25 protein-coding genes are annotated in these 25199 nt (G+C 58.0%); 10 read left to right on the forward strand and 15 right to left on the reverse strand.

Annotated features, from left to right (window positions below; genetic code table 11):
• The first annotated feature begins 77 nt into the window (after positions 1–77).
• The 6 genes from PYR65_RS23255 to PYR65_RS23280 all read left to right on the forward strand — a co-directional run bounded on the left by PYR65_RS23255 (position 78) and on the right by PYR65_RS23280 (position 6464).
• On the forward strand, positions 78–1022 hold the full coding sequence (locus PYR65_RS23255; protein WP_276121775.1) for an AraC family transcriptional regulator: 945 nt from the start codon (positions 78–80) through the stop codon (positions 1020–1022).
• 229 nt (positions 1023–1251) lie between these two features.
• A complete protein-coding gene (locus PYR65_RS23260; RefSeq protein WP_276121776.1) occupies positions 1252–2529 on the forward strand; it encodes an ABC transporter substrate-binding protein in 1278 nt (425 codons plus the stop codon).
• A 93-nt stretch (positions 2530–2622) separates the two neighbouring features.
• Positions 2623–3486, forward strand: a complete 864-nt coding sequence (locus tag PYR65_RS23265) for a carbohydrate ABC transporter permease (protein ID WP_276121777.1) — start codon at positions 2623–2625, stop codon at positions 3484–3486.
• Positions 3483–4304, forward strand: coding sequence for a carbohydrate ABC transporter permease (locus tag PYR65_RS23270; RefSeq protein ID WP_276121778.1), 822 nt, complete (start codon positions 3483–3485; stop codon positions 4302–4304). Before PYR65_RS23265 ends, PYR65_RS23270 begins: the two co-directional genes overlap by 4 nt.
• Before the next feature lie 19 nt (positions 4305–4323).
• A complete protein-coding gene (locus PYR65_RS23275; RefSeq protein ID WP_276121779.1) occupies positions 4324–5370 on the forward strand; it encodes an NAD(P)-dependent alcohol dehydrogenase in 1047 nt (348 codons plus the stop codon).
• Between the two features lie 2 nt (positions 5371–5372).
• Complete coding sequence (locus PYR65_RS23280; RefSeq protein WP_276121780.1) at positions 5373–6464, forward strand: ABC transporter ATP-binding protein; 1092 nt, start codon at positions 5373–5375, stop codon at positions 6462–6464.
• Positions 6465–6518: 54 nt separating this feature from the next.
• Here PYR65_RS23280 and PYR65_RS23285 read toward each other — a convergent pair whose 3' ends face one another.
• The 5 genes from PYR65_RS23285 to PYR65_RS23305 all read right to left on the reverse strand — a co-directional run bounded on the left by PYR65_RS23285 (position 6519) and on the right by PYR65_RS23305 (position 11664).
• Positions 6519–7550, reverse strand: a complete 1032-nt coding sequence (locus PYR65_RS23285) for a sensor histidine kinase (protein WP_328518516.1) — start codon at positions 7548–7550, stop codon at positions 6519–6521.
• The gene (locus PYR65_RS23290; protein WP_276121781.1) at positions 7493–8380 is read right to left on the reverse strand and encodes a PAS domain-containing protein; all 888 of its coding nucleotides are present in this window, start codon (positions 8378–8380) and stop codon (positions 7493–7495) included. Before PYR65_RS23290 ends, PYR65_RS23285 begins: the two co-directional genes overlap by 58 nt.
• A gap of 179 nt (positions 8381–8559) precedes the next feature.
• On the reverse strand, positions 8560–8970 hold the full coding sequence (locus PYR65_RS23295) for a response regulator (protein ID WP_060639544.1): 411 nt from the start codon (positions 8968–8970) through the stop codon (positions 8560–8562).
• Between the two features lie 13 nt (positions 8971–8983).
• Complete coding sequence (locus PYR65_RS23300) at positions 8984–10093, reverse strand: PAS domain-containing protein (protein WP_276121782.1); 1110 nt, start codon at positions 10091–10093, stop codon at positions 8984–8986.
• Positions 10094–10455: 362 nt separating this feature from the next.
• Complete coding sequence (locus tag PYR65_RS23305) at positions 10456–11664, reverse strand: MFS transporter (RefSeq protein ID WP_276121783.1); 1209 nt, start codon at positions 11662–11664, stop codon at positions 10456–10458.
• Positions 11665–11768: 104 nt separating this feature from the next.
• Between PYR65_RS23305 and PYR65_RS23310 the strand changes: the two genes are divergently transcribed.
• Entirely contained in the window at positions 11769–12707 is a 939-nt protein-coding gene (locus tag PYR65_RS23310; RefSeq protein ID WP_276121784.1) for an AraC family transcriptional regulator, read from the forward strand.
• A 159-nt stretch (positions 12708–12866) separates the two neighbouring features.
• On the opposite strand, the gene hydA is transcribed toward PYR65_RS23310, so the two are convergent.
• The 5 genes from hydA to PYR65_RS23335 form a co-directional block, all read right to left on the reverse strand.
• Positions 12867–14267: a dihydropyrimidinase gene (gene hydA / locus PYR65_RS23315; RefSeq protein WP_276121785.1), complete on the reverse strand. Its 1401-nt coding sequence runs from the start codon at positions 14265–14267 to the stop codon at positions 12867–12869.
• A 16-nt stretch (positions 14268–14283) separates the two neighbouring features.
• Positions 14284–15567: a cysteine desulfurase-like protein gene (locus PYR65_RS23320; RefSeq protein WP_276121786.1), complete on the reverse strand. Its 1284-nt coding sequence runs from the start codon at positions 15565–15567 to the stop codon at positions 14284–14286.
• A 29-nt stretch (positions 15568–15596) separates the two neighbouring features.
• Entirely contained in the window at positions 15597–16334 is a 738-nt protein-coding gene (locus PYR65_RS23325) for an amino acid ABC transporter ATP-binding protein (RefSeq protein ID WP_276121787.1), read from the reverse strand.
• A complete protein-coding gene (locus tag PYR65_RS23330) occupies positions 16331–17005 on the reverse strand; it encodes an amino acid ABC transporter permease (protein ID WP_276121788.1) in 675 nt (224 codons plus the stop codon). The genes PYR65_RS23325 and PYR65_RS23330 overlap by 4 nt, the downstream gene beginning before the upstream one ends.
• Before the next feature lie 61 nt (positions 17006–17066).
• Positions 17067–17867, reverse strand: a complete 801-nt coding sequence (locus PYR65_RS23335) for an ABC transporter substrate-binding protein (protein WP_276121789.1) — start codon at positions 17865–17867, stop codon at positions 17067–17069.
• Positions 17868–18060: 193 nt separating this feature from the next.
• On the opposite strand from PYR65_RS23335, the gene PYR65_RS23340 reads away from it, so the two are divergent.
• Positions 18061–18750 (forward strand): FadR/GntR family transcriptional regulator, encoded by a 690-nt coding sequence (locus PYR65_RS23340; protein WP_276121790.1) that lies wholly within the window; start codon positions 18061–18063, stop codon positions 18748–18750.
• Positions 18751–18801: 51 nt separating this feature from the next.
• On the opposite strand, the gene PYR65_RS23345 is transcribed toward PYR65_RS23340, so the two are convergent.
• On the reverse strand, positions 18802–19890 hold the full coding sequence (locus PYR65_RS23345; RefSeq protein ID WP_276121791.1) for an aldo/keto reductase: 1089 nt from the start codon (positions 19888–19890) through the stop codon (positions 18802–18804).
• 26 nt (positions 19891–19916) lie between these two features.
• Entirely contained in the window at positions 19917–20909 is a 993-nt protein-coding gene (locus tag PYR65_RS23350) for an MBL fold metallo-hydrolase (RefSeq protein ID WP_276121796.1), read from the reverse strand.
• Positions 20910–21033: 124 nt separating this feature from the next.
• Here PYR65_RS23350 and PYR65_RS23355 point away from each other — a divergent pair, with 124 nt between their 5' ends.
• The gene (locus PYR65_RS23355) at positions 21034–21939 is read left to right on the forward strand and encodes a LysR family transcriptional regulator (RefSeq protein WP_276121797.1); all 906 of its coding nucleotides are present in this window, start codon (positions 21034–21036) and stop codon (positions 21937–21939) included.
• Positions 21940–22066: 127 nt separating this feature from the next.
• Here the strand turns inward: PYR65_RS23355 and PYR65_RS23360 are convergent, their stop codons facing one another.
• Both PYR65_RS23360 and PYR65_RS23365 read right to left on the reverse strand, forming a co-directional pair.
• Positions 22067–22564: a lipocalin-like domain-containing protein gene (locus tag PYR65_RS23360; RefSeq protein WP_276121134.1), complete on the reverse strand. Its 498-nt coding sequence runs from the start codon at positions 22562–22564 to the stop codon at positions 22067–22069.
• Positions 22565–22619: 55 nt separating this feature from the next.
• Positions 22620–23456 (reverse strand): SDR family oxidoreductase, encoded by an 837-nt coding sequence (locus PYR65_RS23365; RefSeq protein WP_276121135.1) that lies wholly within the window; start codon positions 23454–23456, stop codon positions 22620–22622.
• A gap of 94 nt (positions 23457–23550) precedes the next feature.
• On the opposite strand from PYR65_RS23365, the gene PYR65_RS23370 reads away from it, so the two are divergent.
• Positions 23551–24489, forward strand: coding sequence for a LysR family transcriptional regulator (locus PYR65_RS23370; RefSeq protein ID WP_276121136.1), 939 nt, complete (start codon positions 23551–23553; stop codon positions 24487–24489).
• Between the two features lie 21 nt (positions 24490–24510).
• On the opposite strand, the gene PYR65_RS23375 is transcribed toward PYR65_RS23370, so the two are convergent.
• A complete protein-coding gene (locus tag PYR65_RS23375) occupies positions 24511–25113 on the reverse strand; it encodes a class I SAM-dependent methyltransferase (protein ID WP_276121137.1) in 603 nt (200 codons plus the stop codon).
• Positions 25114–25199 lie beyond the last annotated feature (86 nt).

Raw genomic sequence — 25199 nt, forward strand, 5'->3', positions numbered from 1 at the left:
ATCCGTTTGACTCGCGCAGTTTGGCGATGGTTTAACGCTTGGACGTTTTTTCCATCGCGAGATCAGGCACTAATCGCATGTTGAAGGACAGGAGAAATCTGGCTGCAAAGGCTGTACTTGGCGAAAAGTCCGCGATGATGAGCGGCAGTTTGCCAACCTTTGAGCACATCGTCACCGATGTCACGGAGAGTTTTCTCTGGCGCGTGGATGACTATCCGTGGGAGCGCAATGTCTGGAACTACCATCCGGAGATCGAGATCCATCTCTTGCGGCATGCGTCTGGCATGGCCTTTGTCGGAGATTACATTGGTGAATTCCAACCCGGTTATCTGACTGTGATTGGCCGCAATCTGCCGCATGACTGGGTAACGGCAACGGCGCCGGGCGAGGTCATCGAGGGGCGCGATATCGTCATCCAATTCGATCCGGATCGCCTCCGCAACATCACGGCCATGCTCCCGGAGTTTATACAGTTGGAGGACTTTTTCGCCCGTGCCGAACGCGGACTTGTGTTCTACGGTCAAACGCTGGCTGAAGGTATCAACCTTGTGGAAAGCATGGGAAAGGTGAAGGGCTTTGCCCGGCTGTCAATGTTCGTACAATTGCTTGAGCTTTTAAGCGCCACGCAGGAATACGAAATCCTGTCGTCTCCGGAATTTGCGCCAAAGCTGAACGCTGAAACCCTCGACGTTTTGCAGCGCGCGTTGATCTATATTTTCGAGAATGTCGCCAACGATATCCACCTTGCCGAGGTGGCAGGTCTGGCTGGCATGAGTGAGACGGCTTTCTCCCGGTTTTTCAAGAAGAACACCGGCAACAGTTTCACCGACCATGTCAACAAGCTGCGTATCTGGCAGGCCTGCAAACTTTTGGCGGAGAGCGATATGCCGATTACCGAAATCTGCTTCGAGGTCGGTTATCTCAATATCTCCAATTTCAACCGGACATTCCTGCTGCATCATAAAATGACGCCGTCCGCCTACCGGCGGCTCGCGGGACAGCGCCGCCCTTCGCGTGCTTGATGCTGGTTTTTGTGCAGAGCAATGAAGCTATGTTGCAACTGCCCTGTAAAAAGCGATTTGTCGCTATTTTTTCGCATTAAACTATAGATTCGACGCATGGCGCGCACTAGTCCCCCCACACCAGATACGTAGGATCAGGCCAGCGAAAAACTTCGCTATGGAGAGACGGCCGCCTGATCTGAGGAGATTCCAGCGGCTATCGCAGTGACCTTTAGGGGAGGTTCATCATATGACCAATGGAAAGACGCTCATTTCGAGCATTGCCTTCGCTTGCCTTCTTGCCAGCTCGGTATCTTCGATCGCGATTGCGGCCGAGTGCTCCGGGACGATCAAGGTTCTTGCCCAGCCGCGCGACGGACTGACTTTGCTTGAGGAGCAAAAATCGGAATTCGAAAAGCTCAGCGGCGGCGCATCCTTCGAGATCGATTATCTGAACGAGAACGATCGCCGCGCCAAGAGCAAGGCCGACGCTTCCACCATCGGCAAGTACAATGTCTACTATATCGATGAAGCCAATGTGGCACTGTTTGCATCATCAGGCTGGGTCGCGCCATTGATGGACTACTATCCGGCCGAGTACGACTATGCCGATTTCGATCCAGGCCGGCAGAAGGTTGCCACCTATGACGGCAAGGTTTGGTTTGCGCCGCTGACGGGTGGCGGCGATCTGATGGTGTACCGCAAGGACCTGCTCGAGGCCGCAGGCATCACTCCGCCCAAGACGCTTGACGCCTACATTGCAGCCGTCAAGACGCTGAACCAGCCGGACAAGGGCATCTATGGCACGGCGCTGCGCGGCCAGCGTGGGTCCGGTGCCAATGTCTGGCGCTGGATGCCCTTCTTCAAGGGTTTCGGCGGCAACTGGTTTGACGGCAAGACGCCGGTCTTCGACAGCGAGGCCGCTATCAAGGCGACTGAAACCTATCTGGAGCTTTTCAAATATTCGGCTCCCGGCAGCCAGACCGGCGGTTGGGACGAAGTCGTCGGCGCCTTCACATCCGGCCAGGTGGCGATGATCATCGAATCCACACCACTGGTCGGCATGGCGATCGATCCGAAATCCTCCCAGGTCGCTGGCAAGGTCGGTTACATGCCGCCGCCAACCCCGCTGACGGGTGGGGGATACGGCCACGGTCTTGCCATCGGCATCAAAGCCAATGCGGATGAGGCGTCAAAGGCCTGCGCCGGCCTCTTCATCGCCTGGGCGACCTCCAAGGAAAACGAGAACCGCCGTCTGGAAGCAAACCAGTTCAGCGAACTCAATCGCACCAGTGTCATGACCAGTCCGAAATTCGCCGAGTTTTATGGTCCGGACCTCGGTGAAGCCCTGGCCGAAACCGGCAAGGTTACGGCAGTCAATTTCTGGCAAAGCCCGCAATGGCCGGATCTCGGCGATCGTTGGGGCATCATTCTGGAAGAGCTGATTGCAGGCACCCGCACGGACATCAAGGATGGTCTCGACGAGCTCAACGGCTTTGCCAAGGACCTCGTCGCCCGCAGCCAGTAAGCTGACCTTCGCTGACACTGACCCGGCAAGGCGAGCCCTTGCCGGGCATCCTTACACCAACGGGAAGCACTGCGACTTTTCGAAGGGGGCTTCGTGAAACAGAAAAATACCCTGCCGGCAGTCTTCCTGACGCCGGCCATAGCGATCCTCGCCGTCTTGGCTTTGGTGCCGACGGTCTATGCCGTGATCATTTCTTTCCAGAACCGGGAGCTCAGCAGGCCGGATGGCAGCTTCATCGGTCTTGCGAATTACACAAGCTTGTTTTCCGATCGCCGGTTCATCAATGCCATTGGTGTTTCTTTGACCTGGGAGGCGGTCACGGTCGGCATGACGCTGATCATTGCGATCGGTCTCGGCATTCTTTTGTTCGAATGCGCCTCGCCGCGCATGCGCAATGTCGTCTCCTTTCTGTTCCTGATCCCGGTCATCCTGCCGCGTGTTTCGGCCGCGTTTGTGTGGAAATTTGCTTTCCATCCGCTCTACGGGATCATCACCTATCCCTACAAGGCGATCACCGGCCAGCCGCTTGATCTGCTGTCTAACCCTTTGACTGCGCTTGGCACCGTTGCTTTGGTCGATGTCTGGCAATGGGGCCTGTTTTTTGCCGTCATCGTGCTGAAACTCCTGGAAACGCTGCCACCGCAACCCTTCGAGGCGGCACGGCTTGATCACGCCAAAACCTGGGAAATCTATGCCTATGTCGCCATCCCGATGCTCAAGGCGCCGCTGATCTCACTTGCCTTCGTCAAGATGATCGAGTCCCTGCGCGCCTTCGACCTGATCTATGTGATGACCCGCGGCGGGCCGGGTATCGCGACGGAAACACTGGATATGTATGCCTTTTCACAAGGCTTCATCGAGTCCGGCCGCATCTCTTATGCATCCAGTATGGCGGTTTTGATGATGATCGCGACTTCGCTGGCATTCACCTTTCTCTGGAAAAGGGTCAAATCATGAGTGCCCGCAGTCCTGGCCGCTTCGCCGGCCGCATCATCTTGTACGCGGCTGCGTTTTCGGCAGTTTTCCCCGTCTTCTGGACGCTCCTCAATGCTTTCAAGAACCGGGTCGATATCGTCACGCCGACGCCGTTGTTCTTCTTCACGCCGACACTGGATAATTTCGCCTATGTGCTCGGCCGGGCGAGCGTGTTTGAGGGGCTGGTCAACTCGATCCTGATCTCGGGTGCCTCGGTGCTGATCGGTGCGGTGCTCGGTCTGCCGGCCGCCTATGCCATTGCCCGCTATCCGAACCGCTGGTCGCATGACATCCAGTTCTTCGTGCTGTCGCTGCGCTTCCTGCCACCGGTCGCGATCGCGATCCCGCTGATGGTCATCTGGCTGGATTTCGGGCTTTACGACACGCGCCTTTCGATGACGATAACCTATACGTTGCTCACGCTCGCGACCGTCATCTGGCTCAGCGTTCCGGCTTTTGCAAGGGTGCCAAAGGAGGTGGAGGAAGCCGCGCGTGTGGATGGCTACGGTCCTTATGCGATCTTTTTCCTGATCGCGCTGCCGATCGCCTCGCGGTCCCTGATCGGGGCGGTGGCCTTCAGTTTCGTGCTGGTCTGGAACGAGTTCCTGATCGCGTTGATGCTGACCACGTCCGATGCCAAGACACTTCCCATCGTCGCCTCGGAACTGACGCAGCTCGGGCGCGATGTGCCCTGGGGTATCCTGAATGCCTCCGTCGTGCTGCTATCGATACCGCCTCTTCTTTTTATCGGCATTCTCAGCGGCATGCTCAACAATGCCTTCAAGCGCAAGACATCCTGAACATTCAAAGGAATACACAATGCAAGCGTTGGTTCTCGAGCAGAAAGGCTTACTCAGCCTGCGGGAAATCGATCTTCCACTGAATGTCGGTCCTGATGACGTCAAGATCGCCATTCACACTGTTGGGGTCTGCGGCAGTGACGTGCACTATTATACACATGGTGCGATCGGCCCCTATGTCCTGCGCGAGCCTATGGTACTCGGCCATGAGGCGGCCGGCACGATCGTGGAGATCGGCAGCAATGTCCGCAATCTGGCTGTGGGCGACCGCGTCTGCATGGAACCGGGCGTTCCGGATCTGTCTTCGCGGGCGTCAAAGCTTGGCCTTTATAACGTCGATCCCGATGTTCGCTTCTGGGCGACGCCGCCGATCCACGGCATTCTGACACCCCATGTGGTCCATCCGGCAGCCTTCACCTACAAGCTGCCGGACAATGTCTCTTTTGCCGAAGGTGCAATGGTCGAGCCTTTCGCCATCGGCATGCAGGCGGCGGCGCGGGCGCGCATTGCGCCGGGCGATGTGGCGGCCGTCATCGGCTGCGGGCCGATCGGCATCATGGTGGCGCTGGCGGCGCTGGCCGGCGGCTGCAGCCGTGTGTTCATAGCCGATTTCAGTGCTGAAAAGCTTGCTATCGCCGGCCGCTATCCGGGTATCGTGCCGGTCAACATCGCCGATCAATCTTTCGCGGACGTCCTGCAGCGGGAAACCGCAGGCTGGGGCGCGGATTTGGTGTTCGAGGCAAGCGGCAGCGCAAAAGCCTTCAACGGCATTTTCAATCTCGTCCGGCCGGGCGGGGCGGTGGTTCTTGTCGGATTGCCGGTCGAACCGGTCGCCTTTGACGTGCCCGGTGCTATCTCCAAGGAAGTCCGGATCGAAACGGTATTCCGCTATGCCAACATCTTCGATCGCGCCTTGGCCCTCATTGCATCAGGAAAAGTGGACCTGATGCCGCTGATTACGGGCACATTCGATTTCAAGGACAGCATCAAGGCGTTCGATCGTGCGGTGGCGGCCAATCCCTCCGACGTGAAACTGCAAATCCTGATGAATAACGGGGAGATTTGAGCATGGCGACCATTGTATGCGCGCATGTTGACAAGGCCTATGGCGCGGTAAACGTGATCAGGGATTTCAACCTGGATGTTGCCGATCAGGAATTCATCGTTTTTCTCGGACCTTCCGGTTGCGGCAAGTCCACGCTGCTGCGGATGATTGCAGGGCTCGAAGACATCTCAGGCGGAGACGTGATCATTGGCGGCAAGACAGTCAACGATCTGCCGCCGCGTGACAGGGGCGTCGCTATGGTCTTCCAGAATTACGCGCTTTATCCGCACATGACGATCTACGACAATATCGCTTTCGGGCTGAAGCGTATGAAGATTCCGGGTCCGGAAATCGACACGCGGATAAGGGCGGTGTCGGCGACGCTCGGCCTTGGTCCATATCTGGACCGCAAGCCGAATGCACTTTCCGGCGGCCAACAACAGCGCGTTGCCATCGCGCGTGCAATGATCAAGACGCCGCGTGTGTTCCTGTTCGACGAACCTCTATCCAACCTCGATGCAAAGCTGCGCAACCACATGCGCGTCGAAATCGCCCGGCTGCATCAAAAGCTGAAGACGACCACAGTCTATGTCACCCATGACCAGTTGGAGGCCATGACGCTCGCCGACCGAATCGTGCTGATGAAAGATGGCAGCATCGAACAGGTGGGCACGCCGGCGGAAATCTACGAGCGGCCGCGCACGCTCTTCGTTGCCAGCTTTATCGGCACGCCAAACATGAATTTCATTGACGCAACCGCCGAAACAAAAGGAGACGGCTGGTTGTTGCACGTGGAAGGAGCCAGTTTTGCGGTCTCCGATAAAAGGTTCTTCCTGTCTGACGGTCAAAAGATCGTGCTTGGCATCCGTCCTGCAGACTTGGATACCGCAGCAGTGGGATCGGTGGAGGTCAATTGCGTTGCCGGTACGGCGGACCTCGTCGAATTCCACGGCAACGATGCTCTCGTCACCTTCCTCTTCGCGGGTAAGGAAATCGGAGCTCTCGTTAAAGCAGGCGGCTGCCCGAAATCCGGCGATGGCGTCCGGTTTGCCGTCGATGAGAACCGCATGCATCTGTTCGATGCCCAGACCGGGCTTACTCTTTTAAAACAATGAGTGCTCCATCGCGCTATTGCTGCGCGAGTTCGTCGAGGTCTTCAAAACCAAAGGTCACGAGGGAGATCGGCCGTTGCGGATCTGCACGACGCTATCCTGACGCGCGCCTGTTTCGCTGGCGACCGGCGACATGGTGGCCTCAACCTGCGCCATTGGCGCGCTCAATCGCAGGTTGAGGCCAGTTGGGCGATAGGCCACATCCACCGTTCCAAATGCGCTGAGGCTTGAGGCAATCAACCGCGAACCAAAGCCCTTGCGCTCGGGAGCGACAACCGTGGGGCCATTCATCTCCACCCAGCTGAACTGGAATGTCTTTTCATCGTCTGCGTAAACAACCGACCAATCGATCTCGACGCGCCCTTCGTCGTTCGAAAGCGCGCCGTATTTAACAGCGTTCGTCATCAACTCGTGCAGTACAAGGCCGAACGACATGGCTACCTGTGGTCCTAGAACCACTTTGGAACCTCGAACCTGAACGCGGCCGCTGTCCTGCATGCCCATATTGCGAACGGTATTATCGACGACGTCTCTCATTGCTGCGCCGCGCCAATCGTCCTGGGTCAACACATCGTGCGCTTTGGACAGTGCCGTCAGACGCGATTGAAGCTTTTCGCCGGCTTCTTTGACCGAAGAGGCATTCCGCAACGACTGCGCCGCGATCGCTTGCACGACGGCAAGCGTGTTTTTGACGCGATGAGCCAGCTCATGCATCAACATATGCTGGGTTTCTTCCGCTTTCTTCCGCTCGGTGATTTCCACCGCCGCACCTGAAAACCTCACAGGTTCGCCGGTGGCGTCGCGAATGAGGCGACCTCTTGCATGCACCCAACGAACCCCTCCGTCTGGCTGGACGATACGATATTCGGCGGAGAAGGTTGGCTGACCCGCGAAAACGCGAGCGAGTTCTGCCTCAAAAGCAGGCATGTCGTCGGGATGGAAATTGCGGATATATTCTTCCAGCGGCGCTCCTGCGGATGCTCTGTCTGGTGAAACGGTGTAGATTTCCGCAAAGTTGGGGTCGGCGTAAATCAGGTTTTCAGGTCCCAGTCCCAGATGCCGACCATTGTGGATGCGCCAAGAGCCGATTGCAGGCGCTCCTCGCTTCTGGCCAACTTCTCCTGCATCGCCTTAAGGTCGGTGATATCCAGCGAAACGCCGCTCATAAAGGCAGCCTGGCCACGATTGTCGTTCACCAACTGACCGCGCACAAGTACCCAAGACACCCTGCCGTCAGAGCGAACGATCCGGTACTGGATATCGTAGCCTATGCCAGTTGCAAGCGTTTCGCGCACAGCCGCCTGCATGCGGGACAGATCGTCCGGGTGTATAACACTGATGAGTTCGTCGTAGGTAAAAGCTTCGTTCTCGTCGCGTCCAAAGTTTTTTTTGCACACATCGGATGCCTCCAGAACCATCGTCTTGAGATCAAGCTCCCAGTATCCAAGGCTCCCCGCCTTCAACGTGTCCTTCATTCGACGCTCAGAACGCAAGGCGGCCTCTTCAGCCTTTCTGGTCCCCGTAATATCGCGTGATATGGACAAAATGCGGTCTGGACTGCCGTCAGGCCCGAAGATCGGAGAGACTTTCACCTCCCACCATCGCGGATTGCCTTTCGCGGTGTCCGCCGTTCCGATGAAGGTGTGGCTCTTGCCTGCTCTCGCAAAATCCAGGGCCTCTTTGGCAGCCTCGTTCCCTTCGTCTTTCCAGAAATCTGGCCAGGGGCATCCGCGGATGGTGTCGAAGTCATCGACCTCCATCACCCGCATTCCACCTACGCTCATAAAGCTCAGGTTTCCGTCGAGACCGATCACCTTGATGCAATCGTCGGACGCCGACAGAATTTCGGCCATCAGCGTCGCGTCAACAGCAGTCTGTTCGAATGGCGCAGCGGGAAGGCGAGGGGCCGCGCCGCTCATATTGTTGCCGGAGGGCAAAGTATCGGGAACGTCGTCGCGAAATTCATCATTGGCCGTTTCATCTCATGGTTAGCCAGAGCCAGGAACTGCAGCCCCTTCCAGGTAGAAGCGGCCGCATTCGAAGTCAATTAAAGCATAACATAGCTCAGTCATTTTTCGGGATGCACGCGTCTACTACTTCAAGCCGATCCCCGGGGGCCGACGATGATACTTGGAGGCACCGTGAGATTGACGTCTCCACGGAGAAGACGCGCAATATAGCTGAGGGCGTTTTGAAGCCCGTTCATCGTATAGGGCTTCTCAATCACACCGATTGCACCAACAAAATCATCCGGTACCCGTTTAAGGTTTCCGGTTACGAACACATAAGGGATACCCCGCTCCGCAAGGTGTCTGCCGACGTCGATCCCGGTCGGGCCATCCGTTAAGTGAACGTCCACGAACGCAAACTCGGGCACCTGCCGCTCCAGAATTGCCATTGCCTGTTTCTCACTCATGGCCTGGCCGATGACGGAGTGCCCGGCTGCCTCGACTTCTTCCTCGAGTTCGAGTGCGAGCAGGGCCTCGTCTTCGACGATCATGATTTTCAAACGGCGCTCCATGTCAATGATCCACCATCAGCGTGACGCGGACGATTGTCTCCCGCCCTCGGATTTCACGATGGATTTCCGCCTCGACCTGACGGCAGCAGGTCTCCAGCATAAGCCGTCCGAAGTCGTCGTCTTCTGGATTGACGGCAACTGGATCGGCAGTGTCTCTGACCTCGATCAGGAAATGTCCATTCGGCTGATTGACCGTCAGGTGAATTTGACCGCCGCCGTCCCGTAATCCCCGGCGCACGGCGTCGCCGATCAGCTCGTTGACAATGAGTGCGAGCGGGGAGGCTTTTGCAGCAGGAACGAGGACGGGAGCAAGCTCCATCGTAATTTGGATATCGTTGCGTCGGAGTGATCCGACAAGGTCTACGACGAGATCGCGGGCGAAGTCAGCAACGTCGAAACGGGCTACGTCGTGTGCCGTGAAGAGCTTCCGTTGAACCGTGCTGAGGGCCTCGACCCTGTTCAGGACCGAGAGAAGTGTATGGCGCACCGTCTCATCTTTGGTTTTACGGGCCTGCAGTTTCACAATCGACGCGATGGTCAATAGGTTGTTTTTTACCCGGTGGTCCACCTCGTGGACAAGTGTGATCTTGGCGTCGAGTGCCTGGCTCAATTCGCTGGCTCGCGCGGCAACTTCGGCTTCGGCTTTTCTGCGGGCGGACGCCGTTTTCATCAGCTTGATCTTGTCGTCGGTGAAATCGAGTTGAGACGCGAAAAAATAGATCGCCTCGCCGCTTTCGTCGAAAACCGGACTAATGAAGAGAGCGTTCCAGAATATCGATCCATCCTTGCGATGGTTGACAATGTCGATCGCTATGGAGCGAAACTCGCTGATCGCTTCGGCAATTTTCTGGACAGATGCGCGATCGGTCTCCGGTCCTTGTAGAAAACGGCAATTGCGTCCGATCAGTTCGTCTGCGGCGTAGCCTGTCAGATCGCTAAACGCCTTATTGGAAAAAATGATCGGGTTATCATGCTGCCGGGGATCAGTGATGATCATTGGCATGCGGGTAGCCTTGAACGCCGCCGCGAATGGGTCTTCCGATGGGTGTTCCGCAAGAAGTCTGTTTCCGGCGTTTTGCGCACCTCTTTTTGCCGAAACTTCGTCGTCCATTAACACGCCTTTTGTGAATCCGTCGGTAACGCGCAGGAATGTGAAATGTTCCACTCCCTGAATATGCATTTTGGCAGGTAGGAGAAAAAGCCGATTCGATGCAACCAACTGCGATCAGTGCAGTAATTCTCGAAAAGCTCTCAGAAAATATATATACTTATAATAGTAAATTGTCAGGAATTCGTGGATGCCCGCGATGGCCGTTGACACCGCTGAAATGGCCGCCCACGTAACTAGCTGGCGGATAATCGTGCTTTCACTCGTGGGGAAGTGTCTCCGTGTCGCGTGCAATCCGCCAATGGCGGATATTACGGGAGTGCCCGTCTCGACACTCCCTCAACGCTAGAGGCCAGTGAGTTCCTCTATTCGGCGGCTGCGGCTAGTCGTGTGCGGCCTGCAAAGCCGATCAGCGTGGCGCCGAGTAGGGCGGACAAACCGGCGAAGGCGAAGACACCGGCGGGGCCATGGGTTCCAACGATCAAACCGCCGAAGACGGCACCACTCGAAATGGCGATCTGGAAAGTCGTGAGCGTTAACGCACCGGCACTTTCCGGTTCGTCAGACGCCGCCTGAGTGACAAAACTCTGGACGCTGACCGGGAGAGCGCCAAAGGCGAAGCCCCACAGGGTCGTGGCGACTGTGGCGACGATGGGCGAGGCGCCGGCAAAGCTGAGCACGAACGCGGTGATGGCAATACCGGCTGCCGCAAGTGTCATTGACAGGGCGGTATTGCGCTCGGCAAGAAATCCGCCGGCAAAATTCCCGAAAAACCCACCGATACCGAATGCCAGCAGAATTCCTGAGACGCCTTCGACGCCAAAATGTGGTACATCTTCCAGAAACGGGCGGATGAACGTAAACCCTGCGAAGTGTCCTGCGACGACCAGTAGGATGGTCAGAAGCCCGATGCGGATCGCTGGGCGGCGCAGGACGGTTGCCATCGTGCCTAGATTGGCCGGCCCGGTGGAAGGCATGGCCGGCAAGGTGAGTGCCTGCGCCAAAAGCGCCACCACCCCGAGCACGCCCGTGATGACAAAGGCGGACCGCCAGCCCATCATTTCGCCGACCCAGGCCCCGACCGGTGCTGCGCAGACGGTTGCGGCGGAGACGCCGCCCATGATGATGGCCATGGCCCGTGGCATTAGCCGTTCCGGCACGAGCCGCATCGCCAAGGCAAGTGACATGGCCCAGAATCCACCAAGGCCGATCCCAAGAAGGGCGCGTGATAAGAGCAGCATCGTCATGCCGCTGGATAAGGCTGCGATCAGGCTGGACACGATCAGTAGCGTGGTGAGACCCAAGAGCGTATAACGCCGATCGAAACGGCTGGTGCCGACGACGATGGCGGGTCCTGCGATCGCACCGACAACGGCTGTCATGGTCACCGATTGCCCGGCCGCGCCGATGCTGACGCCCAGGTCATGCGACATCGGTGTCAGCAGGCTCGCCGGCAAAAATTCTGCGGTCACCAAACCGAACACGCCGAGGGAAAGAGAGACCACACCCGCCCAGGCGGGCTTCGTGGTGCCGTCGTCGGCGCGAAAACCGTTTGTTTCATGTCTGGTATTCATCTGCTGTCTCCATAAATGTTGACAGAAGGCTAGACGGGATGTTCTGGTGTTTCTATGCTGTAAAAGCCAAAAGGCATGACTATTCGTCCAACTTGGGTGCTGAGATGACTGATCCGTTGACCGAGATGCTGCGGGGACTGCGCTTGGACGGTGTGGAATATGGCCGTTGCCAGCCATCCGCCCCTTGGGCGACGGCATATCCGAGGCAGGCGGAAGCGCAGTTCCATTTCCTGGCTGCTGGTCATGCCTTTCTGCAGTCACCTTCGGGCGAATGGACCGAAATGCATGCCGGCGATGCGGTCCTCTTGCCACGCGGCGACGCGCATGTGCTGGCAAGCGAGCCTGGGCTGCCATCAACGCCGGTGGAATGCATGGCGCGAAAGCGTCTTTGCGATGGTATCGTCGATCTGCAATGCGCCTGCCCTGACACCAGCAATCTTCTTTTCTTTGCGGTAATGCGGTTCAACGTCGATAAGCGGCATCCGCTCCTGGAACTGATGCCGGACGTCATGCGCACAAGCGACCTGGCTGTCAGCGAGCCGACGATCCCATTGCTGCTGGATGCAATGATGCGGGAGGTCGATATGAACCGGGTCGGGGCAGGGGGAATTCTCTCGCGCCTGGCTGACGTTCTGACCGCCACACTTATCCGCACCTGGGTTGAGCATGGTTGCGGCGACTCGACCGGCTGGCTTGCGGCCGTCCGCAATCCGGAAGTCGGCCGTGTGCTGGCGGCTATTCACCTGGATCCGTCGCATGATTGGAGCGTCAACGAACTGGCCCGCCACATGGGGGCCTCCCGCTCCGGTTTTGCGCAACTGTTTGCCACCGTCGTCGGTGAAACGCCGGCCCGGTACGTGGCCAAGATGCGTATGCACCAAGCCCATCAGTGGCTGAGGGATGGGCAACGTGTCGCGGTTATCGCCGAACGCCTCGGTTATGAATCCGAAGCGTCCTTCAGCCGCGCCTTCAAACGCATCATCGGCGCGTCGCCGAGCCAGTTCCGCGAACATGGGAAGAGCAATGGGGCCGTGCGCATTTGATCTGAGTTGGAAATTGTATCGTTGAATTTTGCTGCCCGGCGAACGCGAATGTTGCACGTCCTTCATATCGATTGACGACGTGCGTCTTGCCGCCGAACGCGGATCTGGAGTGAACGCGGGCGAGATGCTGGCGCAAACAATTGATGACGTATTCGCGTACTAAATAAGAGACGTCCGCGCTCTTTCGAGATAGTTGCCTGACCCTTTGGTCGCGACGAGCACCTCACCGTTTGTCACTGTCTTTCCGCGTAGAAGCACCCGCACCGGCCACCCCGTGACCTTCAGGCCCTCATAGGGTGTATAGTCAGCGCCGTGATGCAGGATGCCGTTCGTGATGACGACGGATTTCTTCGGGTCCCAGAGCGCAATATCTGCATCCGAACCGATGGCGATTGTTCCCTTGTTGGGATAGAGGCCATAGAGTTTGGCATGGTTGGTGGATGAAAGAGCGACGAACTGGTTGAGGTCGATCCGCCCCTTGACGACGCCTTCGGAAAACAGGATGGGCAGCCGGGTCTCGACACCCGGAATTCCATTCGGGATCCAGCGAAAATTCCGCTTCCCTTTTTCATTCAGCTTGCCTTGATCATCCTCGAAGCGAAACGGGCAGTGGTCTGAGGAGAAGAGGTCGAACGTTCCGTTCTGCAGGCCTTCCCAGCAAGCCGCCTGGCTTTCCTTGTCGCGCGGCGGCGGGGAGCAGACGAACTTCGCGCCCTCCAGCTCCGTGGCGTCGAGGTCGTCCGCCGTCAACATCATATATTGCGGGCAGGTTTCCCCCGCGACCTTGCTGCCGCGGGCGCGTGCCCGCTGAATTTCTTCCATGGCCTCGCGGTTCGACACGTGGACGATGACGATCGGCGTATCGACGATTTCGGCCAGCGATAATGCCCGGTGGGTTGCCTCGCGCTCGGCAGCGACGGGGCGGCTGCTGGCATGATATTTCGGCGCCAGTTCGCCGTTCTTCTCATGGCGGCCGATCAGGAAACGGATGGCATCCTCATTTTCGCAATGGACCATCACCAGAGCGCCGGACGAGCGTGCGCTGTCAAGCGTCGCCAGGATCTCGTCATCGCGAAGGCGCAGATTGTCATAGGTCATGAAGACCTTGATCGAGGTATAGCCGTCCTCGACCAGAGCTGGCAGTTCCTGCCCCAGCACATATCCGGTCGGATCGGTGACGACGAGATGGAAGCTGACGTCAACATAGCATTCACCGTCAGCCTTGGCGTGATAGACCTTGAGCGATTCCCTGAGCGTCGTGCCCTTTTCCTGCATGCAGAACGGCATCACCGTGGTGTTGCCGCCGAAAGCTGCCGACAATGTGCCGCTGGCGAAATCATCGGCCATGACGATGCCGTCGCCGGACGACTGCGCAAGATGCACGTGGCTATCGATACCGCCGGGCATGACGTAGAGGCCGCTGGCATCGATGATCTCCGCCGCGTCATCAAGACTGCCGGCGAGGGCTGTGATGCGGCCATCCTGGATGCCGACATCGCACCGGAAGGTATCGCTGGCGGTAACGACGGTTCCGTTGCGGATAATCGTGTCGAACTTCATGCGGGATCCTCCGGGTTCAAGCGGGCGTGGTGACGGTAGCGCCGGCGGAGGCGAGGATCTGATCCAACGCCGACGTCATCCGGTCAATCTCTTCGATCGTGTTGTAATGAACCATCGAGACACGGACCATGCCATTGTTTTCGGTGAGGCCGAGATATTCAGCGAGCCTGCGCGAGTGGAAGTCGCCAAAGCGGATCGCGATGCGATGGGCATCCATCGCCTTGCAGATTTCAGCCGAGTCACGGCCGTCGAAGACGAAGCTGATGGTCGGGATGCGGTGGCCGTCGCGGTTGGTACTCTGACCGATGATCCGGCAGTCGTTGCGGCCCCGAAGATAGCCGAGAAGCCGGTCGACGAGAGCATTTTCCTGCAGCGTGATCGCGCCATAGGCCGCGACGATCTTTTCACGGGTGGAGCCCGTTTCTCCGGCCTTTTCGCCGAGCTCGCTGAGGTAATCGACGATACCGCAGGTCGAATAGGCGAGCTCATAGTTCGGGTTGCCGGGCTCCAGTTTGCCCGGCACTTTGTCCTTGCCGTAGAAGTAGTGGTAGAGCGTGTCGAGTTCGAGCAGGTGCTCGTACTTGCCGTACATCAATGCGTAATGCGGACCATAGGTCTTGTAGAGGCTGAAGACGTAGTAATCGACATTCCAGTCCTGGACATCGATCGCGCGGTGCGGCGCATAGGCGACGGCGTCGATGCAGATGCGCGCCCCCTTGGAGTGCACGAAATCGGCGATCTCCCGCACCGGATTGATCGAGCCGAGGATGTTCGACACATGGGTGATGCAGACAAGCTTCGTGCGCTCTGACATCAGCGGTTCGAGATCGGCAAGATCGAGCGTGAAAGTGTCCTTGTTCAGCGGCCAGAATTTGACGGCCATGCCGGCATCGCGCAGCCGGTCCCAGGGGCCAATATTGGATTCGTGGTCGGCAATGGTGACGACGATCTCGTCGCCTGGCGTCAACTGGCTGGTCATGGCGCGGGCAAGGTTCTGTAAGAGCGCGGTGGTCGAATTGCCGAAGACAATTTCCTCCGGCCGCCTCGCGTTGACGAGATGCATCGCCGCGGTGCGGGCTTCATAAAGGGCCTTGGCGGCCGCCTGCGACACCTCGTAACTGCCGCCAATCTGGACGTTCTTGTCATAGAGGAAGGTGTTGATCCGCTCGACGGCGCGCTTGAGGATCTGCGATCCGCCGGCATTGTCGAAAAACGTCCAGCCATGGGAAAGACCGGGAAACTGGCTACGGACGAAGTCGATATCCAGTCGGTCCTGGGTCGGGTTGTCTTGGTTCGGCATTGGGTCCTCCAGACCGTCTTTTGTTTTTCTCAGTGGTTGAGAACGGCGCGCAGGAACCCGCGTGTCCGCTCTTCCTTGGGGTTGTCGAAGATTTCGCCCGGCGTGCCCTGTTCGATGATGCGGCCGCCATCCATGAAGATGACGCGGTCGGCCACCTGCCGGGCAAATCCCATCTCGTGGGTGACGACGATCATCGTCACACCGGTGCCAGCGAGCCTTTTCATGACATCCAGCACCTCGCCGACCATTTCCGGGTCGAGCGACGAAGTGGGCTCGTCGAACAGCATCACCTTCGGCTCCATCGCCAGGGCGCGGGCAATCGCGACGCGTTGCTGCTGTCCCCCCGATAGTTTTCCGGGATATTTCTCCGCCTGCTCGGCAATGCCGACACGGGAAAGAAGCTCGCGTGCTTTGCGCTCGGCCTCTTCAGGCTTCTTGCCCCGCACGCGCATGGGGGCAAGCATGACGTTTTTCAAAACCGTCAGATGCGGGAAGAGGTTGAAGGATTGGAACACCATGCCCACTTCGGCCCGAACCTTGGCCAGCGCCTTGCCCGGCCCGACGGTGACGCCATCGACGACAATGCTGCTATCGCTGGAAAAAGCCTCAAGCCGGTTGATGCAGCGGATAAGGGTCGACTTTCCCGAACCGGATGGCCCGATGACGCAGACGACTTCCCCCTCGGCAATGTCAAGATCGATGCCATGCAGAACGGTGAAGATGCCGTAGGCCTTTTTCAGATTGGTGATCTGGATGAGGGGGCTCATGAGCGCTTCTCCCCGCCGAAGCGTTTTTCAAGGCGCGCAACGATGCTGACCAGCGGCCAGAGCAGGGCAACATAGATGAGGGCCGCACCGATCAGCGGCGTCGGATTGGCTGACAGCGCCTGCGCCTGGGTGGCCTGTTTGAGAAGGTCGGGCATGGCGACGACAGAGGCGAGGGCGGTGTCCTTGAGGACGTTGATGCAATTGTTGGTCAGCGGCGGAATGACGATCTTGATGGCCTGCGGCAGGATCACGTCGATCATCATGTGGCGGCCGGAAAGCCCCAGCGCCTGCGATGCCTCAAACTGGCCATGCGGAATGGCCTCGATGCCGGCACGGAAAATTTCCGCCGTATAGGCCGATGACACTAGGGTCAATGCCACGACGGCCGAGACGAATGGCGAAAATCGGATGCCGACGAAGGGCAGGGCGTAATAGACCACGATCAGCAGCACCAGAAGAGGGATCGAGCGGAAAATGTCGATGTAGATCTTGGCAAGGAACGGAAATGGACCGGCTCCGTAAAGCCTGACGAGCGCCAGAAACAGGCCGCCGGCCAGACCGGCGACGATGCTTGTAATGCCGATTTCCAGCGTCACCAGAAGCCCTGATAAAAGCAGCGGAAAGGTTTCGATCAGGATTGGTATATTGAAGAAGGTATTGAGCAGATTCATGAGGCCACCGGCTTTGAATGTGATGGCGGCGCGCCAACGCCGTCATCACATGGGGTCACGGTTACTTGGCTGACGGCATGTCCATGACCATCACGGTCGATGTCGTCTCCTCGGCCTTGGCACCGAACCAGGTCTCGTGCAGCTTGGCGACGAACCCTTCCTTCTTCAGCGTCGAAATGACCTCATTGACCTCGGTCGCCAGAGGATCGCCCTTGTTGAACATGACGGAATATTTCTCGCCCGTCGTGATGCGCTCCACCACCTTCAGTTCCGGCTTGTCCTTCACGTAGTACTGAAGTGCCGGAATATCGCTGATATAGCCGTCGATGCGGCCCGCAGCCAGGTCGAGCATGGCTGGCGACAGGCCCTCGAACTTGCGGATCTCGCCAAGCTTGTATTTTGCCGTATTGGTGGTCGCCCACATGTCGCCGGTCGAGCCGGTATCGACGCCGACGACTTTGCCTTCCATGGTGGAAAGGCCGGAAATGCCGCTGGAGGCCAGCACCGTCAACGACTGGTCACTGTCATAGTATGGCTGCGCGAAAGTGACGGATTCCAGCCGTTTTTCGGTGATCGTGATGGACGAGACGGCCATATTGATGCGGCCGGACTGCACGGCGGAAAACAGCCCGCTGAAAGGGATGTTGACAAATTCGACGGACTTGCCGAGCCGCTTGCCGATTTCGGTCACAAGGTCGATTTCAAAGCCGACGGTCTTGCCGGACGCATCCTGAAATTCCCACGGGACGTTGCCGATGTTTGCGCCGACTGTCAGATCGGCTGCGATGGAAGAGGATGCAAAGCCTGCCGTGGCAAGCAGAGCGGACAGGATGGTGGACTTGATACGGGTGAGCGTTTTCATGATGTTCCCCTTGATTTTTTGGCTTAAACACGTTTACGCTGGATTGACTGGTCTAACTGGTCAGACCGGTTCAACCAAGGAAGCATGACTGTCTGGCAATTGCAAGACAGCGTGCCGATAAAATAGACTGGCTCAGATAATAGGCGGCAGCGTTGTGGCGCACAGCGCGATGGTACGAATGGATCCCACGAGAATGTTGAACAGAACTTTGGTTCCCCAATCGGTCGCCCGCGAGATCCAGACCATGATCCAGAATGGCAGCTTGAAGATTGGCGAAAAGATTCCCTCGCAACGGGACTTCTCGCAGAAATTCGGCATCAGCCGGGCATCGTTGCGGGAAGCCTTGTTGACCCTCGAGACACTTGGCTTGCTGAAAACGGAGGCGGGACGGGGGACATTCGTTTCAGGCGGTCCGTCTTCGGAATCCAACCATATGGCGCCCTGGCGCTATTCCGGCAGCTATTCGGTATTCGACGTCTTCCAGACGCGCATCATGCTGGAGGGGCAGATCGCGAGCCTGTCAGCCGGAAGGCTCATGGCCAATCAGTTGGAGCAAATGGAGCATGCAACCCGCCAGATGGAAGAGTGCTGGGCGAAACAGGATCTATTGGCCAATGTCGAGGCCGACCTGGAATTCCACGCAATCATCGCATCGGCGTGCAGCAACACGATGCTGCGTGCGCTCTATGAAACCGTGCGCGAACAGCTGACGGAAACACAGCGCCAGCCAATCCCGATAACCGACCCGGCCCGCATGAGCGCGTCCATCGCGGAGCACCGTCGTATCATAGCGGCCCTGCGCTCCAATGATCCCACCGCTGCGCGTGCTGAAATGGAAACGCATATCCGCAATACGGCGCGCTGCGCCGGGCTCGAGCCCTAGAAAGAACGTCATGCGGCAGGAGCCCTGATGCGTGCGGCGATTGACGCCGCTTTATTGGAGGCGCCTTGAAGCGTTTGCCTGCGCCTCTCTAATAAGGCCTGAATACATTTTCTCCTTGCCCGGATACCAGGGCATGGTTCCAATAGAGCCGAAGCCGGCGATCGTTTCCATATGCGCGACCATACGGGCGCGCATGCGCTCGTCTGGAAGCGGACCGGTCATCGCCTGCACGTTGTCGCTCATATGATCCGGGTTCGATGTTCCGCACAGCACGCTCGTGACAGCAGGATGCGCCATGACCCATTTCAAGAAGAACTGCGCCCAGCTCGTCGCGCCAAATTCCTGCGCAAAACCCGGAAGAGGCTGGCCCTCCACAACTTTCATGAGCCGCGCCTTTTCGAGCGGCAGATTGATAAGCACGCCGACGCCCTTATCGGCAGCCAGTGGCAGCAGGCGCCGCTCGGCGTCGCGGCTGAAGATCGAGTAATTCGTCTGGATGAAATCGACATCGTCGCGTTGCACGATGGCCGCGAGTTGATCCTGAGCGGAGGTCTCATGATGCGTCACGCCGACATGCCGGATCAACCCTTCCTTTTTCCATGCCTTCATCAGCGGGATGACGACCGGTGCATTGGTAATGCTGTGGCATTGCAGGAGATCGATCATGCCCCGCCAGGTGCGCAGCCGCGATTGCCGGAAGCTTTCCTGCGCATGGCTTTCATCGCCGAGATATTCTCCCGTCGACCACACCTTGTCGGCGAGGAATAGCGAGTCTGAGCCTGGAAATTCACCCATGAGCTGGCCGACGCTCACTTCTGCCGAACCATAGAGAGGCGATGTGTCGACGACGCGACCGCCGGCCGCGACATATCTCTCGAAAACCTGCCGTAGGCTATCGCGAGCATCGCCGGGCCTCAGATCGAATGTCAGAAACGTACCAAGGCCAAGTGCCGTCACCGTTTCACCGGTGCGCGGCAAAGTGCGGGTCAGGATATCGGGCTTGGGGGCGGATTCTGGCAAAGCTGAATTTGCGCCCTGCGTCTGCGCCACGGCGGTGGCAGGACCGGCGAGGGCCAAGCCGGTTGCTGCTGCACTCACCGTTCCGAGGAACTTGCGTCTGTTGATCTTCGACTGGTCCATGGGAGATCTCCTGTGTGAGCTTACTGTCAAAACTGCCAGTTGGCAGGCACCCAGGCGTAACCGCCATCGGTCTTGAGCATTCGGCCAAGGCCGGGAAACGGATAGTGGAAACCGAGCACCGGAATCTGATCGGCGGCCGCCCTGTCGAAAATGCGCCGGCGAGAGGCAAGTGCGGTCTCCTTGTCGCGGTCGGGCCCCGGAAGCCAGGACCTGTCCACGTTGACAACCGGGTGGTAGGCAAGGTCGCCGGTCAGCATCAACTGATCATTTCCCGAATGCACGAGGAACGTCGCCATTCCGGGCGTGTGCCCTGAGGCAACAATTGTCGTCAGTCCTGGTAGGATTTCGGCCCCGGCCTCATACAGTTCAACGTCGCTTTTAACCGGCTGCAGGCTGCTCTTGATGGCTGCAGCAAAGCGCAGGCGGAATTCTTCCGGGACCGGCAGGTAAGATAGATCAGGGTCCGTGCGGACGAAGAAATCCCAATCCGCCTTTGGCAGGAAAACGGTGGCGCGGGGAAAAGCCCTGCCACCGTCTGCAGCCCTGAGATTACCAACGTGGTCTGGATGAGTGTGCGAAATGACGATTGCGTCGATATCAGCTGCACTGAGCCCGATCGCAGCCAGATTCTCAAAAAGTCGGCCACCATTTGGACCCATCGTGCCACCGGCCCCGGCTTCGATCAGGATGCGCCGGCCGCCCGTTTCGATCAGAAGGGTGTTCAAGTTGAGCGCCAGGTGGTCGGTTGGAAGAAATGCGCGCCGCAGAACCTCCTGTAGCTCTGCCTCTGGAGCGTCGCTTGCATAGACCCGTGGCGGACCGCCAATCATACCGTCGCTCAAAACCGTTGCGCTTATTTCGCCAATGCGGAAGCGATAGTAACCGGCATTGCCGCTAAGAGAGGATTTTGCCTGTGCTTGTGCAATGCCGCTGCCGCTTACGCCTGGCAAGAGCATGCTCGAGGCGCCGGCGACGGCAGAGAGCATCACAGCCCGTCTCTTGATGGTGAACGCGTTCATCATGGTTCCTTTCAAAATCAATGAGACGCCGAGGCGTATCAGGACATCTCGAAAGACCATGACATCCACGGGCTGCGCTGATAAGTGATGTAAAATAGATCGGCTTGATAAGGTGAGCTTCGCAATCAGTGCGTTACGTCTCGATAGTTTTGATGTTTTTGCCGCTATTGTCCGCTGCGGTGGTTTCCGCGCGGCGGCGCTTGAACGTGGCGTGTCTTCTTCGGCATTGAGTCAAACAATCAACGCGCTGGAAGAGACGCTTGGTATTCGGCTGCTCAATCGGACCACCAGAAGTGTCTTTCCAACGGAGGCCGGGCAACGTCTGCTGGACCGCCTTAATCCAGCCTTGACGGACATCAGGCTTGCCATTGCCGAGGTCGATGAGTTGAGAGATACGCCTTCGGGAACCTTGCGGATCAACGCGCCTGCCCCTGCCGTTGATCATCTTCTGTGCCGCCTCGTCTTCGAGTTCATGGAAACATATCGCGAGGTAAAAGTAGAAATCATCAGTGACGCCGCAGTGATCGACATCGTCGAACAGGGATTCGATGCGGGCGTGAGGTTCGGCAAGCAGTTGGCCCAGGACATGATTGCAGTCCCGTTAGGGCCATCGCTCAGATATGCGATCGTTGGCTCTCCGGACTACATCGAACGGCGAGGTCGGCCCGAAACGCCGCACGATCTCGTCAATCATGACTGCGTAAGGCGACGGTTCCCTGGCGGCACGCTGGTGACATGGCGGTTCACCAATGCAAGCGAAGAGCTCGATGTCACGCCGGACGGACGGCTGACACTCAGTTCGGCGCATAATGAGCTTCAGGCAGCATTGGCCGGCAAAGGCATCGCGCACGTTCTGGACGACTACGCGAAACCTTATGTTCAAAGCGGTCATTTGGTAGAACTCCTCATCGACTGGAGCCCTTCCTTGCCAAGCTGGTTTTTGTATTACCCCAACCGCCGTCTTCCGAGTGCGGCCATGCGCGCATTTCTGGACTATATAAGAGGCTACAAATGGGACACCAGCACATAACCGACCGGCCCGGCGAGCACACCGATTTTGAACAGCAAACGAAGGTGTACGGTCATGTGTTGTCTCTTCTGGTCGGATGTCCGCTGTTAACGGACTTCAGCGCTTGGCGCTGCTGACGACGGCGTGCTTATTTGACGCGTTCCCATTCGATCACGATCTTAGTGCCTTCCGGACGTTGAAAGCTCTCATGCATGCGATCGCCGACAACGGTCAGAGTCAGTTCCTGTGTCGTCCGCGTTCCGCCGACCCAGTTCGGAAACGTTGAAGCCTCCACGCGGTTACCGCTGAATGCACCGTTTTCATCGACCGTATAGGTGCCGAAGAAACCAATATTGCGCGCCATCGCATCGCGATTTTCCGTATCGGTACCGCCGCCTCGGGCATTTGATGCGAAGCGAGGCGTATCGGCGTCCGTCAGCACTTCGACGAAATGCATGTCCGGTGTGAACACGAGCAGTCCGAGTGGGCGCTGCCCGTAAGCCGGGGTATTTGCGCCCTCCGGGTCGATCTGCGCCGAGATCATGCGCCAGGTTCCAACGATCTGATTGACTTGAGCCGTCTGCGCGGCGGCGGCGACCGGAGACAAGGCGATGAACGCGCAGAGAAGCGTTGATCGAAGTTTCATGAGGAATTCCTTTGCGACAACGTTGTTGGGTGCGAGCGAGCTTGATCTCCAAGCATCAAAGGTCCTGCCGGTCCGCGGAGTGTGCAATCTGCTGTTGCCCTTTGATTGCCTCCAGACGTGCGGCGAGTGCTGTCGAGATGGAAGCGTAAGCAGTGCTTCCAAGCGCGAGACGCAAGCCCGGTCTGGCGCTGTCGGCGGCCGAGATGATCGCCGTGACTGTTCGAGCGGCGTCACCCTTCAGGACGAAGCTGCCATCGCTGATTGCTCGCCGCACGGCGCCCGCTGGGGTGTTCTCGTAGATCTCCATAGGGGTGGCGCGCACGAGACCGGAACCGAAATTCGTTCCCGTCGGGCCTGGTTCGACAATGATGAAATCTATGCCGAGGGGTGCAACTTCCTGGGCTACCGACTCCACAAACCCTTCAATGCCCCATTTGGTAGCATGATAGAGGCTGAAACAGGGATAGGCGATCTGACCCCCTTCCGACGAAATCTGGATGATGCGTCCACCGCCTTGCTCACGAAGCCACGGCAACGCCGCCCGGATGATTTGTATCGAGCCTGTCAGGTTCGTCGCGATTTGTTGATCGATCTGATCGTTGGTCAGTTCTTCCGCTGCGCCGAACAAGCCGTATCCTGCGTTGCTGACGACAACATCAATCTGTCCCATCTCCTCGAACGCCCTGTCGATCGCTTTTCGGATGCTGGCAATGTCGGCCAGATCCAGGAGCGCAGCACGAAAGTTTCCGCCGTAGCGTTGCTCAAGATCCAACTGCATCTCTTTTTTGCGTACCGTGCCGACGACCCTGTCGCCGCGGGCGAGGAGCTGTTGTGTCATCTCTTGACCTAAGCCAGAGGACACGCCGGTGATCAGCCAGGTCTTCATCGTCATAAACCCTTTCATAAGAACTGAATTTAATGTAGCGGAGACCAATTGGTGCAATAAGACATCCAATTCAGGATGACCAAGTGCAAAGAATTCACGAATGGTTCGGCCAACCCTAAACGACCTTGCGTCATTCGCTGCGGTGGCCAACCACCGCAATTTTCGCATCGCCGCAGAGACACTCGGCGTCTCGCGGTCGGCTCTGAGCCATGCCATCATCGCTCTCGAGAGCAAGCTCGGTATCCGGCTTTTCAATCGCACCACGCGCAGCGTGTCCCTCACGCAGGCAGGGGCGCAGTTGCTCGCGCGTCTTGACCCCGTTCTTCAGGATCTGGACGCGGCGCTCGACACGCTCGCCGAGACCCGCGGAACGCCCAGTGGAGTTTTGCGGATCAACGCCAACAAGAGCGGCTCGCGCACTCTTCTTCGCATCGTCATTCCTCATTTTCTCGATAGCCACCCGGAAGTCGAAATCGATCTCGTTTCGGAAGGGCGCCTCGTCGACATCGTCGATCAGGGATTTGACGCCGGGGTACGGCTGGCCGAAGCCGTGCCGCAGGACATGGTTGCCGTGAAGTTCGGCGGTACCGTCCGCTTCATAACGGTTGCCGCGCCGCGTTATCTCAAGGACAGAGTGCCCCCTGGCACGCCGGACGACCTCCAGGCCCACGCCTGTATCCGGCAGCGCCTGCCCAGCGGAAAGCGATATCGGTGGGAGTTTTCGAGACGAGGGGCGGAGGTTGCGATCGACGTTCCAGGTAAGCTCACATTGGACGACAACGACCTTCTCGTTCAAGCTGCAGTGGACGGCCAAGGCATTGCCTACGTTCCGGATAGCTTTGCACATCCGTTCCTGGCCTCGGGGCAACTTGTCACGCTCCTGGACGAGTGGTGTCCGCCAGTCCCCGGCTTGGTTCTTTACTACCCCCGCAACCGCCATGTCCCGGCGACATTGCGGGCGTTCATCGATACCATGAAGGTCATCTTCCAAGATGAGGACAACAGGAAGCAGCACCACCATTCAACGCGTCGCGAATGAATGGCATTAGCGTCAGTGAGGTCATGTCACCTGATGGACAGTGCGCCTTGGAGCACGGCGGCTAACACGATAGACTGCCGCAGGCGGGACGTTTGCAAGCGTGCGTCCCACATACGTTGCTTTGAGGCCCAACCGATCGAGTAATGGTCTTGGTATCGGACATCTTGGGCCATACGTGAATTGGTAAAAGGCGCCGTTCTGACGCAGGTGCGAGAACGCACCATCAAGTATGGCAATAACCTTTCGCGCCGGCATCGAAAGAAGCGGGAGACCACTCACGACTGCGCCCACTGGAGTGTGCGGTTGGAGCGCCAGTGTGAGTAAATGTGCGGCGTCCATCTGAATGGTTCTGGCCTTGGGAAACCGAACTTCGAGCTTCGCCGCAAAGTCTGAACCGAATTCGATCAGTACAAGATTTTCTTCTGGGACGCCCCTGCCGAGCAGAGCCGTCGTGAACACACCGGTTCCGGGCCCCAGTTCAATAACCGTCCCGGTTTCTTGCGAAATCTCCGTTGTCATTAAAGCTGAAAGCGCTCGGCCAGACGGCGTGATGGACGCGACCTGTAACGGCGCAGAAAGCCAGGCTCTAAAAAACAAAGAGGCTTCAGCGATCCTGCTTGTCATCACTTGTTACTCGCGATGGCGGGTATAAAACGCTCCGCCAGTCCCATCGCCATCAAACCAAATAGGCCGTAGAGCCCAATCCATTC

Source organism: Pararhizobium qamdonense (assembly GCF_029277445.1).
Classification (GTDB): Bacteria; Pseudomonadota; Alphaproteobacteria; order Rhizobiales; family Rhizobiaceae; genus Pararhizobium; species Pararhizobium qamdonense.